The sequence below is a fragment of the Anaerolineales bacterium genome, assembly GCA_030583885.1.
Classification (GTDB): domain Bacteria; phylum Chloroflexota; class Anaerolineae; order Anaerolineales; family Villigracilaceae; genus Villigracilis.
Genome location: CP129480.1, coordinates 4,337,176 through 4,355,961, shown reverse-complemented (window position 1 = coordinate 4,355,961; position 18,786 = coordinate 4,337,176). Strand labels below are relative to the sequence as shown.

17 protein-coding genes are annotated in these 18,786 nt (G+C 47.2%); all 17 read left to right on the top strand.

The window, feature by feature from the left end; translation table 11 throughout:
- The first annotated feature begins 32 nt into the window (after positions 1-32).
- The 17 genes from QY332_21845 to QY332_21765 all read left to right on the top strand — a co-directional run bounded on the left by QY332_21845 (position 33) and on the right by QY332_21765 (position 18,678).
- Positions 33-842 (top strand): DnaB-like helicase C-terminal domain-containing protein, encoded by an 810-nt coding sequence (locus tag QY332_21845; protein WKZ36255.1) that lies wholly within the window; start codon positions 33-35, stop codon positions 840-842.
- Positions 839-1,321, top strand: coding sequence for a hypothetical protein (locus QY332_21840; GenBank protein WKZ36254.1), 483 nt, complete (start codon positions 839-841; stop codon positions 1,319-1,321). Before QY332_21845 ends, QY332_21840 begins: the two co-directional genes overlap by 4 nt.
- A gap of 22 nt (positions 1,322-1,343) precedes the next feature.
- Positions 1,344-1,610, top strand: a complete 267-nt coding sequence (locus tag QY332_21835; protein ID WKZ36253.1) for a hypothetical protein — start codon at positions 1,344-1,346, stop codon at positions 1,608-1,610.
- A gap of 7 nt (positions 1,611-1,617) precedes the next feature.
- Positions 1,618-2,109: a hypothetical protein gene (locus QY332_21830; GenBank protein WKZ36252.1), complete on the top strand. Its 492-nt coding sequence runs from the start codon at positions 1,618-1,620 to the stop codon at positions 2,107-2,109.
- Positions 2,110-2,113: 4 nt separating this feature from the next.
- A complete protein-coding gene (locus tag QY332_21825; protein ID WKZ36251.1) occupies positions 2,114-3,046 on the top strand; it encodes a hypothetical protein in 933 nt (310 codons plus the stop codon).
- A complete protein-coding gene (locus tag QY332_21820) occupies positions 3,046-3,747 on the top strand; it encodes a M23 family metallopeptidase (GenBank protein WKZ36250.1) in 702 nt (233 codons plus the stop codon). Before QY332_21825 ends, QY332_21820 begins: the two co-directional genes overlap by 1 nt.
- A gap of 3 nt (positions 3,748-3,750) precedes the next feature.
- A complete protein-coding gene (locus QY332_21815; protein ID WKZ36249.1) occupies positions 3,751-4,863 on the top strand; it encodes a hypothetical protein in 1,113 nt (370 codons plus the stop codon).
- 141 nt (positions 4,864-5,004) lie between these two features.
- Positions 5,005-9,117, top strand: a complete 4,113-nt coding sequence (gene drmA / locus QY332_21810) for a DISARM system helicase DrmA (protein WKZ36248.1) — start codon at positions 5,005-5,007, stop codon at positions 9,115-9,117.
- A gap of 3 nt (positions 9,118-9,120) precedes the next feature.
- The gene (locus QY332_21805) at positions 9,121-10,935 is read left to right on the top strand and encodes a DUF1998 domain-containing protein (protein ID WKZ36247.1); all 1,815 of its coding nucleotides are present in this window, start codon (positions 9,121-9,123) and stop codon (positions 10,933-10,935) included.
- Entirely contained in the window at positions 10,932-11,438 is a 507-nt protein-coding gene (locus QY332_21800) for a phospholipase D-like domain-containing protein (protein ID WKZ36246.1), read from the top strand. The genes QY332_21805 and QY332_21800 overlap by 4 nt, the downstream gene beginning before the upstream one ends.
- A gap of 44 nt (positions 11,439-11,482) precedes the next feature.
- Positions 11,483-13,042, top strand: coding sequence for a DNA cytosine methyltransferase (locus QY332_21795; GenBank protein WKZ36245.1), 1,560 nt, complete (start codon positions 11,483-11,485; stop codon positions 13,040-13,042).
- Positions 13,035-13,442, top strand: coding sequence for a very short patch repair endonuclease (locus tag QY332_21790; GenBank protein WKZ36244.1), 408 nt, complete (start codon positions 13,035-13,037; stop codon positions 13,440-13,442). The genes QY332_21795 and QY332_21790 overlap by 8 nt, the downstream gene beginning before the upstream one ends.
- A 96-nt stretch (positions 13,443-13,538) precedes the next feature.
- Positions 13,539-13,865, top strand: coding sequence for a hypothetical protein (locus QY332_21785; GenBank protein ID WKZ36243.1), 327 nt, complete (start codon positions 13,539-13,541; stop codon positions 13,863-13,865).
- A gap of 144 nt (positions 13,866-14,009) precedes the next feature.
- Positions 14,010-14,204: a hypothetical protein gene (locus QY332_21780; protein ID WKZ36242.1), complete on the top strand. Its 195-nt coding sequence runs from the start codon at positions 14,010-14,012 to the stop codon at positions 14,202-14,204.
- A gap of 17 nt (positions 14,205-14,221) precedes the next feature.
- Positions 14,222-14,557 carry a ParB/RepB/Spo0J family partition protein gene (locus tag QY332_21775; protein ID WKZ36241.1) on the top strand — a complete coding sequence of 112 codons (336 nt, stop codon included), beginning with the start codon at positions 14,222-14,224 and terminating at the stop codon, positions 14,555-14,557.
- Positions 14,558-14,561: 4 nt separating this feature from the next.
- The gene (locus tag QY332_21770) at positions 14,562-16,082 is read left to right on the top strand and encodes a site-specific DNA-methyltransferase (protein WKZ36240.1); all 1,521 of its coding nucleotides are present in this window, start codon (positions 14,562-14,564) and stop codon (positions 16,080-16,082) included.
- Position 16,083: 1 nt separating this feature from the next.
- On the top strand, positions 16,084-18,678 hold the full coding sequence (locus QY332_21765) for a DEAD/DEAH box helicase family protein (GenBank protein WKZ36239.1): 2,595 nt from the start codon (positions 16,084-16,086) through the stop codon (positions 18,676-18,678).
- Positions 18,679-18,786 lie beyond the last annotated feature (108 nt).

Sequence of the window (18,786 nt, the reverse complement as noted above, 5' to 3'; positions counted from 1 at the left end):
ATCCCCCTTCCACAATTGAATAAGATGACCCCATGCCGCGCTCTGGAACTCTGGGCAACCCTCAGCCCTACACTCCCTTTGGTGTCTTCGCTGGTTTGTCCTTCTGGGGCGGCGGCTTGACCCTGCTCGCCGCAGCGCCAGGAATAGGAAAGACTTCCTGGCTGCTGCGGATGATCTTCGAGTCCGCCTGCTTGCATATTCCATCTGCCATTGGCTGTTATGAACACACCCCGGAGGAATTGCGTTTTCGCCTGTTTCTGCAAACAGAGGCAATGACCGGTGGACCTCATACGCAACCATCACAACCCGTTGTGGAAGCAGCCCTGGCACGCGCCAGTGAAGCAGTATTGCTGTCGCTCAACTCAGGTGAGGATACCGTACGCGCGTTGGAAGACATGTTGATCCATGATTACGCCTTCCCTGTCAAAGGACCTGCTTTGATTGCCGTAGATTATCTCAATCGTGTTCCAGTCGTTGGGCTAACTGGCATGATGAATGAGGAGGGCCGCAGTGGTGAAGCTGCCGCCGCGTTACGCGAGATGGCACGTCATCATGGTTGGGCGATCATTGCGGCTGCCGCCTTGAAATCCGAACGCTTCAACGATGGCGATGATCTGTCTGCTCTCCTGGGCGACGAACGAGTTCCCTATGAAGCGGACCGTGTGTTGGTGGTCAACCGCACCGGCGATGTCCGCGATTGCGGTTGCGCTCCGCTGGAAGTCCTAACCCTCAAAGATCGCACCGGACCGGCACGACGCTGGCCCATGCAATTCTGGGGCGAACGTTTCTATCCCGCGCTCGAAGCGGAATTCCATAAACACAATCCGATGGCATTGTCATGAGTGAAGTCACATCCCTTTTATTGACCTTCCTGCGCGAAGCCTGGGTTGCCCTGGCAGGCGCATTTGTCGCCTTCGCGCTGCTGGCGGGTATTGCCCAGATGTTGCGCGTGAGTTCCGCCTCTGTATTAGGCGCGAATCTTTGGGTGTGGGAATCCATATCTGCGCTGATTTCCATTCTGGTGTTGGGCTTGTTTGCCTTCCTTGGAATTCCGCAGATCGTGAGCGCTTTGCAGTCCACCCTGCCAGGTGGAGGCAGTTGTGGACCGATCAGTGAATTGGGCACACTTGCCTCTGGATTGATCGGTGGACTGGCTGCTTTACGCATGTTGAAAGCGGCATTCACGACGATGTTGTCCGCTTCGATTGGCGGTGCATCCTCATTCACCAATGCACTCATTGAATCTGGTGAAGCGCTCTTTGGCATGATCCTCGCCAGCGCCGCCATTCCATTGGCAGCCTGGTTTCTTGGCACTTGTTGATAACGAAAAGGAGAAGATATTTATGTTCGATCCCATCATGGAACAAATTCTGGCGATTGCCCGTGATGCCTGGGCATTCATGGCAGGGCTATTGATCGTCGTGGCATTACTCGGCGGCCTATATTTCATTCTGCAAGGCACAGCGGGTATGGCATTCGGCGGCAGCCGCATGACCTCGATGGCGATCATCGGAGTGGTCGGTCTGGTCATCATTGTGTTGTTCGCTTTCCTCTTTCTGCCGCAGTTGGGTGAGATGTTGAAGAACTTCCAACCCAAGCCCCCATTCTAGGAACGCCATGTTCAACGACCGCGATCTTGGCATTCTTGGCGCCGGTGCTTTGCTGGCTGTCTTATGTTTATTCCTTCCGCTATCTTTCACCGGAAAGGTGGTGATCGGTTTTCTGGTCTTGGTCTCCTTCATGGCGCTGGCTCTGCTGCGCCTTGGACCCGACCGCGTCCCGCCTGAAGTCTGGTTGACGCGTCGCTTTCGCTATTCAATGCAGACCCGGCAGTATGTCAACCAACAGGCAGCCACTCGCAGAACAGAAGGCGATCCATCTCCGCCCAAACAAAAGGTACAGCGCCCAAAGATGGAGCGCGAACATCCTGTTCCTCACTATCAACCACAGGCGGCAGGACCAACCATGCGTCCCATTGATCTTGCTTGGAACGAGGTCGGCGTCTATCCGTTGTTGACCGTCCTGTTGGGAGTCGTGGGAATTTACTTTGCTGTCTGGCTGGCAAACGGTGGTGCGCAGGAACTCGCATTCTGGTTTACATGGAGATAACAATATGATCACGTTGATTTCAATCATTGGCGCCTTGGCGCTGGCAACCATCCCGATTGCCTTTGGCTGGCGTCGCACCGTGGATGAAGCGGGCATGGCACGCGCGATGGGCATTGCGCAACCGAAGAAGAAATTCGATCCAGAGAAGTTTGCGCGTCAGACTGGAACAGGACTGGCGTTCAACCAGATTGCGTATGGGTTTCTGGCGTGGGTCGGTGGTGGACTGGCGGGAGGGATATTCCTCGGAGTCTTTCCTGCGATCCTGTTTGCCATCGCAGGTGGCTTGCTGTACGCAGGAACACTTTCCGACAAACGCCAGGAATTTCGCTTGAAGCAGGCCAAGGATATTTTACGTGGCTTGGGTGTAGTGGAGACTCTGCTCTCACAAGGCAAGCCATTGGGTGATGCGCTCAATGATGCGGCGCAAGCAGTGGGGCCGGATGGCAGGATGGTGCTGGGTGATTTAGTTGTGCGCTTACGGACTGCACCCGCCGATGAAGCGGCATTAGCTGTCCGCGAATGGACAACCGCCTGGGACAATCCCGCCGTGGACATTGTCGCTACTTCATTATTAGCTTCCATCGAAGGGCGTATCGAGATCGGTCCGCTGGTGGCTTCCTTGCGAAAGACTCTTGGGACGGTTGTGGAAGTGCTGTCCCGTGCGCGTGCCGCCGCCAAAGGTGTCGAATGGCAGGCGCGTTTTCTTGCTCTTTTCCCTCCTGCTGTTTTGGTATTGATTGCCGTCACCACTCCCGAGGTTGGGAAGTTGTATTCTGGTAATCCGCTTTTTCTATCTCCTGTAATCCTCGGCTCAGGTGTTTCCTACTGGCTCTCGATGCGCATGATCCGCAACGGTTTGTCCATTGAAGCCTCGATGGGCTTGCAAGCCGGACAGCAGGGCGAGATCCGCCTGGATCGGTTGGGACGGGTCTTGTAGTGAAAGGCTTCTTCCGGTTTTCCATTGTCTTGATGACCGCCCCGTTATTATGCGGGGCGGCTTTGGTGGTGGGTTATGTCATGCTGGTGGTTCTGACCATTCCGCAACTCCCGGCATGGGCGCAGCCTGGTGTTGAACAGTGGTTGTTCGATATCCCCCAGTATGCGGAGACCAGCGACAACGGTTCGTATGGCAATTCACTTCCATCCGGAATGAGCGCTGTTCCCTTCGATGGCTATGTTGGACCCGGTTCAGAGATCTATGGCTTGCCCCTGATCGGTCCCATCCCACATTGGAGTGATATCTATGACAAGCCATTATTAGGATGTAAGTTCCAAGACCCACATTACCAGACCCATACTGGTAGTGACTTTCCCGTGAATGAAGGCACACCGATTCATACAACCATCGCAGGCAAGGTCGTGTGGGCTGGCTCGAACGGTCCGTGGGGTAATCTGGTAGTGGTTGAGAATAATGGTTATCAGGTCTGGTTGGCTCATTTGAGCAGCATCCAGGTAGTGGAGGGGCAAATCGTAAACTACGGCGATGTGGTGGGATTGAGCGGCAACACCGGTAACAGCACCGGCGCGCATTTACATTACGGCATTCGCCAGAAGACGGGCGAACAAAGTGCCGTCTGGCTCAACCCACAAAACTATTTTACGGTTGATGAGTACATCAACATTGGATGTTCGGATTAGTCCATGAAAGTTCGATTGGGTGATGTAACCTTCTCCGATTGGATCAGCCTGAAATATGAGGGCGGTTATACCGACACCTTCATATTCGATATTGACGCCTTGAATGGATTGCCACCATTTGACTTTCATCCCCTCTTGCAGCGCCTGGTTGCCGAGTTGGATAAAAAAAGACCCGGCGCGTCTCTTTGGATCCGTGTGACATCTCCCGGGGAATGGTACCTGATGGAGGTCAAACGATCCATGACATCCGGGTTTTCCATTCCATATGTTGTCACTTCAAAAGACAAGACACCGGATTATCGCAGTTTCTCTTTTGGTCCAAGATTATTTTCTTCTTCACTCCATCATCCTCCCAAGGTGGACGATGAGTTCTCCAGTTTCTCTCGCGAAGAGTTGAAATGTCTCCAGGTTTTGGCAAGAAGCCGGAAAGGGATTGAGGAGGAGATCGCTTCCTTGGCGGGTCTTCCTGAAACAGTAACCAATGATGTTTTGCAGAACCTTCAAAAGAGCAAAATGGTGGTATTCAAACTTGGCGAGCAGTTCCAAAAAGACAAGTCGAAGCCGAAGAAAATGGATCCGTACTGGATGTGGCATCCGACTCGCAAAGGAGTATCCGTTGCCTTACGCAGTTGGGGGGCATCAAATGGAGTGGATTTTAGCGGCGTAAAGGAATTGAATCCGCACTTAATTGGGACGTCCCATAGGACGAATTCCCGCAGGTGGACGGCATGGCTACGATCCGCCTACCCACAAGTTGAAATATGGACGGGATGGACCGAAGTGCAACTTCCTGAAATATTTGTGCGCCCTGATGCGCTTGCTTGGGGGCGGATTCAAGGTTTCGAGACATTATTCTGGTTGGAGATTGGGGATGAACATAAGAAAAGAAAACAAATAGAAAAAATAACTAGGATACGGTTGGCATCCGCTCTGAAATTCTGCCAAGAGACAGGCGCCCGCCTTGTGTACACCCAAATAAGCCCACCGTGGGTACAAGATTCAGTTCGTTGGGCGTGCAATCAATTAGCACAAGATACGGCGGTCATTATAGGAAATGTGCGGAAGTTTGGAAAGCTTCCAGTTATTGAATGGGGGAAGTTTAATGATGTTGTATAATCCACAACATTGCAATTAACCACTAAGTTGAATAGGTACTACCTGCCATATAATTCGGTGAGGTGGAGTTTATTTCAACCATCATGAAATAACTCATTTGCATTATGGATAAAAACAACTTCGGTCGCAGGAGAGGAAAAGATGCCAACTAGAAATGATATGTTAATTGCACTTTATCGTGAGGTCATTGGCCCAAGAAATGGACCCAACGAAATCCTGCCGGAAGAACAAGATCCGCGGACTGAATATATTACAGGTGTGTTAGAACCGGTTACAGCATCCAGCACCGACGAAAGAATTGAAGATAACATTGACGAAATCATAGAAGAGACCAGCAGTGAAGAGGATCAAGACTCGCAAGGTTATGTAGCATCCCCCGGGGTATTTGCACCCGCCTTGGACCCCAAGGCACTACCGCGATCTATTGGCGTATCATTTACTCTGGAGGCGGAAGATGGCATTCCGCAAATTGAAGTTTGTGCAACTTGGTCAAGATACTATTTAGAACAGGATGGTTGGCATCGGAATCCATCAGGCTATTTGAGCGGCAGTCTCGATGTTTCACAAGCATCCATCGATCTAACCGCAGGGGCAGGGGCAAGACTGCATATTCGTTCCCGACAATTAATTCCGGGGGTTTGGAAAGTCTCCATTTTCCTGATAAATGTTACACAGATAGTTGGTGAACACCCAACCACAAGCGAATATCTTTTTCAACCGCAATTGCGGACTCATATACTTAACGGCACAAAATTAGTTCCTGTCAGACATCTTGACGATAATCATACTCAATCCCATGCGCAACCATTTGATAATCAACAAGAAGAATTATCACTTGCTTTGCTATACCGTCAACGCACGGCATTTGCGCGCGGACATATGTGCGGCGCGATGTGGAAAGAAATTGATCCTGAACGTCCCTTTGAATTGACCAACCGCCCACAAGAGGCTCCTTTCGTATGGACGGATTCAGAAACCATTACTGAATCAGAGAGAGGAAAATATTCACCTGCTGATGTGCGCTCCGAATTAATACCAATCTATTTAATTCAAACGCCTGATATGGATTGGCTGAATGAATATGGACGACCACCCGAATTGAGACCAGAAGTATTAGCCGAAACATGGGACCCTGATCAAGTCAGAGCGGCCCTGCAACCTTTAGTCGAGGGCTATCAGGCATGGCTGCAAGTACAACAAAGCGAACTTAATCGACTTGAGGCTGTATATCAGGATGTTGCCAGAACTCATCTTCAAGAATGTAACCAGGTGGCATCACGTATCCAGGAAGCAATAGAAATTCTTTGTTCAGATGAAGATGCCAGATTGGCGTTTTGTTTTGCCAACAAAGCCATTGATATGCAAGCGCGATGGAAAAATCTCCAGAGATCCCTAGCTTGGAGACCTTTTCAACTTGCATTTATTTTATTGAATATTCCATCACTTGCAAATCCATTCCATCCTGATAGAGACATATGTGATTTACTATGGTTTCCTACAGGTGGTGGTAAGACAGAGGCATACTTGGGTTTATCCGCATTCGTATTGGGACTTAGACGTTTGCGCGCCAAACATGACAGTCCAGGACAAGATCGAACGGGCGCTGGAGTTGGCGTATTATCACGTTACACTCTACGGCTACTCACAATACAACAATTTCGAAGAGCATTAGGGGTGGTTACAGCATGTGAAACCCTCAGAATGATGGGAGCAGGGAGAGGCAGCACTATTGGCTGGCGCCCACATGGATGTCAAAAAACAGACAACCTTATCTGGGGTGGAATCCGCTTTTCAGCCGGGTTATGGGTGGGTGGCGGAGTAACGCCAAATAGCATGATGAGCATTGGTCCAATGCCTGTGCCGGGGGGAACTGGGTTTATGATGATAGCTGGTGCATTGGATATTTTGCGCGGATTGCGTCCAGATTATGATGGGCCTGATGCAGAGCTTGCCAGGTATGTGCAACAAGTCAGAAGGAACTTACAGGTGGAAGGTGAACCAGCACAGGTCACAAACTGTCCCTGTTGCCAGACACCGCTAGCCATCTCTGACGAAGGACTTGGAGCAGGGGAATTCACCTTACATTTTGTTTATCAAGGCGGGAACCCGACAATTCCGCCAATAAGCATGCTAACACCCCGTCGTCCCATACCATCTCTGGTAATTAATTCAGTTAATATTTTTTCGCACCAATCGCCAACATATCGCACCATATCAATTAACTTTACAATACCCGACGGGTCATTTTTTTCGTCTCTAAACGTTGATGATTGGTGGGAGCAATCCATCAAACCTGCATTGGGCGGTAATGCACAAATACAATCCGCGCGCCCATCGCGTCCGGGCTATTTTATTTTGAAGTATTCCACAAACCAAGGTAGTTACAAACAAAATGACTTTGATATTTTCTGCCCCAATCCGAATTGCGACCTAAATCAGTCGCTTTGGGCGGAACAGGTTCCGGAACCTCGGGAACGAGAGGGCTCCCGGACAAATGTCCGACGACAGGTATCCACTACTCCAAATCCCAATCGTATACCAGATCCAGTCATTGATTTAACCGATGGCCTTTTATGGCAGGATATTCCAGAACCATTCCGATTGGAACAAGGCAAAAAGTGGTCAACTCGGATTCCCATTCCTGCTTTTACCGTGGATGACCAGATTTACCACAGATGCCCATCTCTTGTTATCTCAACCGTCGACAAATTTGCGCGTTTAGCATTTGAACCCAAAGCGGCATCACTTTTTGGGAATGTAACACATTATCACAGCAGATGGGGATATTACCGGATATGGTGTCCTCCATCGGACGGCTCCCAACAGACCGGTCTTCGAGATCATCCTGCCGGTCGTGCCGTTGGAAATCCTTTACATCGAGGAGTTCCACCATTTTCGCCACCCGAATTAATACTTCAAGATGAATTACATCTTATTGAAGGTCCCTTAGGTAGCATGGTTGGGTTATTCGAAACGGCAGTGGATATGCTTAGTCAAAGAATTATTGACGAACGGTTTGTGTTTCCCAAATATATCGCCTCCACAGCAACTGTTCGTCAAGCTGAGGCTCAGGTGAAATCGCTTTTCAATCGAAGACTAACTCAATTCCCGCCATCTGCAGTTTCCTCAGATGAGCGGTTCTTTGCCACTGGAACCGAAGCCCATCCTCTTGATACAAGAAAACCGGGCAGGCTGTATGCAGCTGTTTGCGCACCGGGTAAAGGTGCGCAAACCCCAATTGTCCGTATTTGGTCATCACTGTTGCAGGGATCATTTGATCTATCACAAAGCACTTCCATCAATGAAATAGATCCTTTCTGGACACTTGTAGGATATTTCAATGCCACCCGTGAATTAGCCGGGGCGCTATCACTATACAGGCAGGACATCCCGGAAAGAATGGAGAGCCGTTCCGGCATGGGAGCACGGGTTCTTGATGAGTCACGAAGGCTGGAACTCTCCAGTCGAGCCAGTTCAATGAATCTTCCTGTTCTGTTGCAAAAACTTGAAATATCGATGCCAAATGCCCAAGATGCCGTTTTTGCGACATCGATGTTTGGAACCGGAGTGGATGTGGATCGTCTCAGCCTTATGGTCGTGCATGGTCAACCCAAAACCACATCATCCTATATTCAAGCCACTGGTCGTGTAGGTCGTAAAACAAGCGCACTGGTGGTCAGCTTTTTCCGTGCAAGCAGGCCGCGGGACCTTGACCACTATGAATTCTTTACTGGTTATCATCGTGCGCTATATCGATATGTCGAACCGGTAACAGTTGCTCCCTTTTCTCCAAGAGCGCGGGAGCGGTCTTTGGGTCCATTAGCTGTTGTCCTTCTACGTCAAGCGAAGGCTCTGAATGGAATCCGTGTTCATGAGCAATGGCGGATTCAACAACGCATAGGAAGTACTTTTCATTCCCTGGCAAATCGAATGGCATCTGCAAGGTTTGACCCTGAAGTGATGATAATTCCAGAATTATTTGAACAAAGGTCAATCATCCAACCCGTTGGGCGCAGACCAGTGCCGGGTATTACCAATAATGAAACGGCATCAGAATTGGATAGATGGAGGGCAATTGCCGCCCTTTATCCGAATCCAGATCAATTTGTCTATAATGAACCAGCAGTGCTGCGGCAACCTCAACGCCATGTAGTGTTGGGGGATGCCCAACATCGTGGTCGCCTGGAGGAAGCATTTGAAAATGCTCCACAATCACTCCGTGATGTGGAAGAGACAACAGGATTTAAGGTGTAACATATGGCGCAAAGTTTACGTCGTTCACAGTTTGTAACCACCTATGGACCTGGTTCAATCCTCGAAGGTCCCGAAGGACCAAAGATAATTCCTTCACTTGATCGCTCCGGACTGTTTGGCGTGCGGAGACCCGAAGACTTCGAAATCACTGATCAAAGGCTGTCGCAATCGTTACTTGGCGGAGCCGGCATTGTAAGGCTGCCATCCAATGCTGAATTAGGAGAAACTGAAAGCAAATATATATACAATACCAAACGGTTCCCTTCCTGGTCATTGTGTGTAAGACATAGAATTTTATATCGAAAGACTCAAGGCAATAGCAGGGCCTGTCCACAATGTAATGAGCTGGCATCTGCAAATGATGCCTGGTCCCAAGCCAATAGGCAGGCCATTCGTTTTGTTATGGCTTGCCCGGAAGGACATTTGGATGATGTAGATTGGATTGGAGTGGTCCATCAAGGTAATTCAGGCTGCACTCCGTCTTTTTTAATTTGGAGAGGAGGTGGAGGTGCGCTTCGTAATATTACCATCCAGTGCCCAGATTGCAATCGGTCAACAAACCTTGGAGTTGCATACTCCCGCACATGGAGATGCTCAGGAAGATTTCCTGAAAGAGAACCAGTCTCAGGCTCACAACCCATAAGATCCGGATGCAATGCCGACGCGCGAATCTTACAGCGCGGTGCGGCGAACCTCAAAATTTCTGAAATTCAGACTGCATTGACAATACCGCCACGCGCAACAAGCTTGCATCGCCTGCTGGAAATTTCTGCCATTCAAGATGCCCTAGCTGTTGTTAACACTCCCGCAACAAAAAATGATTTCATGGTTGTTTTAAGAAATCTGGTTTCCAGGAATCGCCTACCTCAATCAGTGTTTGATGAGATTCAGTTATACGATCAACAAACTCTTTTGTCGGCAATTAATGATACGGTTACAGGGAGCCTGCCAGCCGATGTACACACCTTAAGACTTGAAGAATTCAATGCCTTGAAAGAGGCAGCAACAAATGGTCACCCACCTCAACCCTCATCCCAGCCAGGCAGACCTCCACAATTTGAAGTTGTTCAGAGTAACGTCCGGTCTGTTCAATATGATGGTGGGCGGCAACTCAGAATTACCCCAGTTAATCGTTTAAGAGTTGTGATGGTCCAAACGGGCTATCGCCGCGTTCCAGGCGGGGATCCTTTAAATTCTGCCGTTGTTAATACATCCTTCACAAATGATGGTCGAAACTGGTATCCTGGGGTTGAATTGTTTGGCGAGGGCATATTCATCGATTTGGATATTGAGAACCATCCTCAAAACAACCTGCAACTTTCGGGAGGTGCGTTTGAGATTTGGAGCGACGCTTGGAGAAATCCCGCCAGATTCACCAATCGAACACTGGTGGGGGAAGATCGCAACCAGCTTCACCCTGTTTTTGTTTGGTGGCATACCTTTGCTCACAGGATAATCAACGCGCTGTCGGTGGATTCTGGTTATTCATCGGCTGCTATAAGAGAACGTGTTTTTATTGATGTAAATGAATCCAATGGAGCAGCAAATGGCGGGATTCTTTTATACACTGCCCAGCCTGGTGGCGATGGAACATTGGGCGGGTTGATTGCACTTGTGCCCGAGTTTGAAAGAGTGATACGTGGCGCATTAAGGAATATTGATGCCTGTTCAAATGACCCACTCTGCGGAGAGGAGCAGTTTGGATATGGAAAATATAATGGTGCCGCCTGTTACGCTTGCAGCCTAATTTCCGAAACATCATGCGAACATCGAAATATGCGTCTCGATCGGAATCTATTACTACAAAACCTGCCATGAAAAATCAAACATCAGTTGTAGTAAGTGGTCTTGCCTGGATGGGTTCAGGTGTTGGTTCTATTGAAACATCAATGGAGAAACTTTTCCGGGAAGCCAAGAATGAAATCTTGATCACATCCTATGCAATTAGTGGAGCAGCAGACCACTTTCTGGATTGGCTTGAAACATCTCTTTCAAAGGGTATTCTAATTCGCATTGCTGTCAACAAGCTTGGTCAACAGCCAGGGGAAGTGGTGGCTCGATTGAGTAATCTAAATTCCATTTACCCTCATTTTCATTTGTATGATTTTCAAGGTAATGATGTCGAGGATTTACATGCAAAGGTAATAGTGGCGGATCGTCAATCAGCAATAGTAGGTTCATCCAATCTATCGCGACGAGGGCTTTTGACCAATCATGAATTGGCCCTCGTAGTCAGTGGTCAAACTGCTGAAGTAATTGCAAACACATTAGATAAACTGTTTACCGGAGAATATCTGATCAGGATTGATAAATCATCCTAGCGTTTGACTGATAAACAGAATGACATTGTAATACTGCAAATAACATGACAACACCTATTCCTGTAATTGACATATTTGCCGGTCCCGGAGGTTTGGGGGAGGGCTTTTCATCTTTTAAAAATAAGGAAGGAAAGCCAATTTTTAAAATCAAACTTTCCGTCGAAATGGATGAGTTCGCACATAAGACGCTGGAATTAAGGGCATTTTTCCGCCAATTTTCAAGTGATACCATCCCGCCAGAGTATTATGATTATTTAAAGAATAAAATTAGCAGGGAAGAATTATTTGGAAAATACAAACGCCAATCCCTAGCAGCAAAAAAAGAGGCGTGGAAGGCAACTTTAGGAGAAGAACCAGTAAAGAAGGTTAGAACTCGAATTTCAGAAGCCCTTGATGGGGCAACCAATTGGGTCTTAATCGGTGGACCGCCATGCCAGGCATATTCATTGGTTGGACGTTCTCGAATGCGTGGAGAAAATCCCTGGAAATATGCGCAAGATCACCGTCATCACCTTTATAAACAATACTTGCGAATTCTGGCGGATCATCAGCCCCCGGTATTTGTGATGGAAAATGTAAAAGGCTTGCTATCTGCAACAAGAACAAAAACCAACAAGCAGAACACATTTGATTTAATAATCAAGGATTTAAAGCGACCACTCAGGGCAAAAAGGAAAGGGACAGAGGAACCTTTGTCTTACCATCTGTTTTCATGCTCTACAAAGAAAACAGATAATAAGCTGGAAGCCAATGATTTTGTTGTTCGATCTGAGGAATATGGCATTCCTCAAGCCAGACATAGGGTCATTATTTTAGGGATTAGATCAGATTTATATTCTTCAGACCCGGATATTCTTGATAAAGCTGGGAAAGTTTCAATTAATCAGGTAATAAGTGATCTTCCAAAACTGAGAAGCGGACTCTCAAAGGAAATCGACACCCCGGAAAAGTGGAGGACAGCAATACAATCCATCGTGCAAGCTGGACAATGGTTTACAAAGCTTTCCCCAGAACTGAAGAAGGCTCTCAACGAAAACGCCTCGAAAATTAATCTCACCCTGACAACTGGCGGTCAATTTCTACCAGCAAACATGACATCAACCAAACTGTATCAATTTGATTGGTATATCGATAAATCTCTTGATGGAGTATGCAATCACGAATCAAGGACTCACATCAAAAAAGATTTACAACGATATTTTTTTGCCGCAGTTTTTGCAAAAATCAATAAACGTTCTCCGACTCTGGACGATTTTCCGAAAGCCTTGCTCCCAAAGCATAAGAACATCAAGACCAAAGTTGGTGAAACCATTTTCAATGACCGCTTTAGAGTTCAGGTCAAAGGGAAGCCTTCCACAACTGTAGTTTCTCACATCAGTAAAGATGGACACTACTACATTCATTATGACCCTCTTCAATGTCGTTCCCTGACAGTTAGAGAAGCTGCACGCCTGCAAACATTCCCAGACAACTATTTTTTCGAGGGAACCAGAACCCAACAATACCACCAGGTTGGTAACGCCGTTCCTCCACTTCTGGCAAAGCAAATTGCAGGGATTGTTTACGATGCTCTGCAGAAAATGCGCAAGAAAAATCATGCCTGATGTTTTCACAAAGCAAAAACGCTCAGAGGTAATGTCCCGTATCAGGGGCAGGGGAAACAAGGACACGGAACTTGCTTTGATTCGCATCATGAAAAAACATCATATTTCGGGCTGGCGCAGAAACTATGATTTATTTGGAAAGCCGGACTTTGTGTTCCCAAAACAAAAGGTTGCCCTGTTTGTGGATGGTTGCTTTTGGCATATGTGTCCAAAACATTTCAATATGCCACAAAATAATAAGGCGTTTTGGGAGAAGAAACTTTTGGGCAACAAGGTGCGTGATGGTGTTGTCGTAAAAACGCTTAGACGGGAGCATTGGAAAGTTCTTCGTATTTGGGAACACGAGCTTGCCAGCCCGGAGCAGGTTGTGAAGAAGTTAGTAAAGTCTTTACAAACTTAATTGTTATCCAACACATCCCCAAGGGATTTATGATTTTCCGAATTTCCCTGGACAAACAGTAATCACCCTGGTATCCTGGGGAAAGGAGATTGCACAATGTATAAATCAAAATTCAGCATCGATGGCGACGAAGACCCGGAAAATATCGTTGAAGGATATACGGATGGTACTCTTTGGAATGGGTGGGCTAATGTCTGCTTCACGCGTGAGCAGGTTTCAGCATGGCTGGATGCCTCGCCATATGACTATAGGTTCCTTGAAGCAAATACAAAAATGAACAAAAGGGATTATCCTGTTTTGTTGATCTACTTTGATGATCGCGAGGAGATTATTGAATCAACACCCCTTCCAACAGATAACGGGGAAATCCTGGAGGGATATTTTATGGAGGGGTATTGTTTTGTGGATATAAACAAAGATTGATATCCCTTATTTTCAAGGGGGTATTTGTATAAGATTACATTCTTTTCAAGTAGCGGGATACTTTAAAATATTTTCCTCAAAAACCATTATTCCAGTTGCCAATTTACCTTTATACTTGCTTTCTGGAGACCAAACGAGGAACAAATGGACGAACCCAAGAATGATTTTGACGACTCTGAACAGGAACCCTTGGTGCTTCGCTTCCAGTGCTTTATCCCTGAAAACGAGTATGGAATTGAAGAGGGATACTACATCGGAAACGCCCTGGTTCAACTTCTAAGAGACAACAAAGACAAGCCCGATGTCATCCAATTCATAGCGGACATGCTGGAAGAATAAACCCTGTCGGCAGGGAAATGAAAAAGACCTATATTCCTTCTCCTGAATACCTGACATCCATGTACGCCAAGCCTGAATTCAATGGCAGATGGGTTATCATGCCCAAAGTCCCAATTGATAAAATCAAGGTTGATAAAGCCTTGTTTTCCCATCAAAACGAAATCAACTGGGCTGACGTCATTTTCATCATTGAGAATTTTGAAATCGGTGCCTGGTTCCCCATTATGGTGAACCCCGACTTCTTTTTACTTGACGGTCAACACAGGCTGGCCGCCGCCCAAAAAATGAAATTAAAATATCTGGATGTAGTCGTAGATAACGGCGAACAATCCGCAACTCAAAAGGATAGATAACGGAATGCCCATTCTGCACTGGCTCAATGACGAAGAAGCACGCAAAACATCAAGCCGAGTACCCTATCGTCTCCTTGAAGCGGACGAAACGCTTTCCTACGGCGACCCAAATGCTGAAAATATGCTCATTCGAGGTGACAACCTTGAAGCCTTGAAAGCCTTGCTACCTTACTTTGCAGGACGGATAAAGTGTATTTATATTGATCCTCCCTACAATACCCGAAGTGCTTTTGAACATTACGATGACAACTTAGAACATTCAATTTGGCTAAGTACAATGTACCCGCGATTGGAAATGTTGCGTGACTTATTGGCAAATGATGGTTCGATTTGGATTTCAATCGACGACTCTGAAGCTCATTATTTGAAAATATTATTGGACGAAGTTTTTGGAAGAGAGAATTTTATTGCCAGTAACGTGTGGCAAAAACGCTATTCAAGAGAAAATCGTGGTGCTATTGGCGATGTTCATGAATATGTCGTGGTTTACGCAAAAGACCCGGATGTTTTCAAAATTACCAGAAATAAGATTCCACCTACATCAGAACAATTGAAAGTCTATAAAAATCCAAATAACGACCCTAATGGTCCTTGGCGCGGTATTCCAATGACAGCACAAGGGTATAGACCTAATCAGATGTATCCAATTACCACACCAACCGGAGTCGTACATTATCCACCTGAGGGGCGTTGTTGGAGCATGATTGAGTCCGAATACCAAAAATTACTAAGTGCTGGACGTATTTATTTTGGAAAAGACGGAAATTCACAACCAAACGTTATTCGGTATGCTAATGAAATAGAAGGTTTTGTTCCTTGGACTTGGTGGACAAGTGATGAAGTGGGACATACCGATGAATCAAAAAAAGAAATGCACTCTTTGTTTGGTAAAGAAAGCGCATTTGAAACTCCTAAACCGGAAAGATTGTTGCAACGTGTTATCGCGATTGCAACCAATCCAGGCGATTTAGTTCTAGACTCTTTTCTTGGTTCAGGTACAACTGCCGCTGTCGCCCACAAAATGGGAAGACGATATATCGGAATTGAAATGGGAGATCATGCCATAACCCATTGTGTACCCCGCTTGAAAAAAGTAGTGGACGGCGAACAAGGCGGCATCACCGAAGATGTCAACTGGCAAGGCGGAGGCGGGTTCCATTTCTACAAACTTGGTGAATCCATCTTTGACGAAGAGGGCAAGATCAACCCCTCTGTCAGGTTCCGCACTTTGGCGGCACATGTCTGGTTTACAGAGACCCATACACCGCTGGAAATCCGAAGCAAAAAGGCATCTCCCCTGCTTGGCGTTCACAATGGCATTGCCTATTACCTGCTCTATAACGGTATCCTTGGCGATAAATCCAAAGACGGTGGAAATGTCCTCACGGGCAAGATCCTCGCCAGTCTTCCGCCGTATCAAGGACAAAAGGTGATCTATGGCGAACTGACCACCTTCAATTCACAACGACTGGCACGCGAAAACATCATCTTCAAGCAAGTCCCATACGATATAAAGGCGCGCTAATATGACCTTCCAACGCAAAGAATATCAGGAAACCGCTTTAGGAATTTTGAAGGACTACCTCGAAGTAGCCCGCGTTCATGGAGCAGCGGATGGCTTCGCCCGCATCATTCGCGACTTGGGGTTGACTCGCACCTACAAGCCTTTGCCTCCTCTGCCAGAGACTCCCTATCTCTGTCTTCGCATCCCAACAGGTGGTGGCAAAACCTACATGGCAGCCCGTAGCGCTTCCATCGCCTCGAATGTCTACCTTGAAGATGAATATCCTGTAATCCTGTGGCTGGTTCCAACCAACGTCATCCGCCAACAGACGCTTGAAACCCTCAAGAAACCCAACCATCCCAACCGTGAAGCCTTGATGGATGCTTTCAAAGGGCAGGTTAAGGTGTTGGATATAAGCGAGTTCACCCAGATCCGCCCGCAGGATTTACGTGACCGCGCCTGTGTTGTTGTCGGCACATTTGCCAGCCTTCGCGTCAAAGACACAGACGGTCGCAAGGTCTATGCCCATAACGAACACCTTGAACCGCACTTCGTTAACCTGCCAGCAGGGATTGAAGGATTGGATACCATTGAGGAAGGCGCAGAAAAAGGAAAACCAAAATATTCCTTCCGCAATCTTCTGACGGTTCACCGTCCACTGGTCATCATCGATGAGTCGCAGAACGCTGCGTCAAAACTCATGCACGAAGTGTTTGAGCGCATCCAGCCTGCCTGTGTTTTTGAGTTCACCGCCACACCAACACCAAACAGTAATATTCTATATAACGTATCTGCCTCTCAACTCAAACACGAGCAAATGATCAAACTGCCAATCGTGTTGACCGAACATCAAACCTGGGGTGAAGCCATTCAGGATGCAATCCTCACCCGCAACAAACTTGCAGAAATCGCCGCCAAAGAACCCGATTTTGTCCGCCCGATTGTCCTGATCCAGGCAGAGGAAAAAGGTCGTGAAGTCACCGTGGATGTGGTGGAAAAATTCCTGATGGAAACCTGCCATATTCCACGTGAACGTATTGCCATTGCTACAGGTACACAGCGCGAGTTGGATGGTGTCAATCTCTTCGATCCCAACAACAAGATCGAAGCCGTTATCACCATTGAAGCTCTAAAAGAAGGCTGGGATTGTTCCTTCGCCTATGTATTTTGTTCGGTTGCAACGGTCCATTCCAAAAAGGATGTGGAACAATTATTAGGACGAGTGCTGCGTATGCCCTACGCCCGTGAAAGAGTCCACACCGAATTGAACCGCGCCTATGCACATGTTTCCTCCACCAGTTGGACAAAAGCCGCTGAACAGATGGAAGACTGTCTTGTGGATATGGGCTTCGACAAACTGGAAGCTGAACAGTACACACAGGTACAACTCCCGGTCAGTACCGAGCCTGTCACATTCAAACCGCAGGAACCCGTTGTATTCATCCTCACCGAAGAACCTGATCTCTCGAAGTTTGATTTGGTGGAACAATCACAACTCAAGATCGAAACAGGCAGCGACAACCGCCTTCTTCTTCGCGTTTCAGGAAATGTCACTCCCGAACTGGAAAAGAAGATTATTGCATCTGTCCAGGAAGAAGATCGTCCCAAAGTCGCTCAAACCATAGCGCAATATCGCCAGCTTCCAAAACGCCCTCTCTCCCCAGCGGAACGGGGTGAACCATTCCTTGTTCCCCAATTGACTCTGTTTCAGGATGGCGAACCAGAACTAGCTGAATACGTTTTGGACGATCATCTCTGGAATATTCTCGACTATCCCGCCGAACTCACCGAAGACGATTTCAAGATCGAAGAAAAAGCTTCTACCTATGAATTTGACATCAAAGGTGAAAGACTCACCTATAAGTTTTTAGGCAAACAACTTCCGCTTGATTTCAGCGATACCGAAAGCGGGCTAACTGATTTGCAACTCACCCGTTGGCTTGAACCACGTTTGAGACAGCCAAACATCCGCCCCGAAAACCTTCTGGAATTTACCCGCAAAACCCTAAAACAATTGCTTGATGAGCGAAGTATCCCGCTTGTCACGTTGGTGCGTGCCCGTTTCCAACTGATCAAAGCTATGGCTGCCAAGATCAAGGAATACCAAGTCAAAGACAGCAAATCCAACTATCAGGCGCTCCTGTTTGGCGATAACACCACCGCAGAAACAACCTATGATTATTCCTTCAAGTTTGATCCGAATAGCTATCCTGCCAGCGATTTCTACCACGGGCGCTATCAATTCAATAAACACTATTACGGTAACGTTATTGGCTCCTTCGACACTGATGAGGAATTAGAATGTGCCAAAGCAATTGACCAAAGCAATGAAGTTAAATATTGGGTACGAAACCTGGTCCATGACACTTGGGCTTTCCGCTTCCCCCTCTCCAGTGGGAAGTTTTTCTACCCCGATTTTGTTGCCTTGCTAAATGATGGGCGAGTATTGGTCGTCGAATATAAAGGCGAACATCTTATAGAAGCCTCCCAGGAAAAGAAAAATATCGGCGAGAAATGGGAAGAAACAAGCAATAACAAAGCCCTGTTTATCATGGCAATCAAACATGATGAAAAAGGCAGGGATGTATACAGACAGATTGAGGACAAGGTCAAGTAAGTTTAGAAATCTGAACCAACAACGTATTTCCATTTCCTAACAGGAAGCACTCCAACCCAAAGTACGTCTCTGATCCTATTATTTCCATAGGGCTGGACAACTACAGGT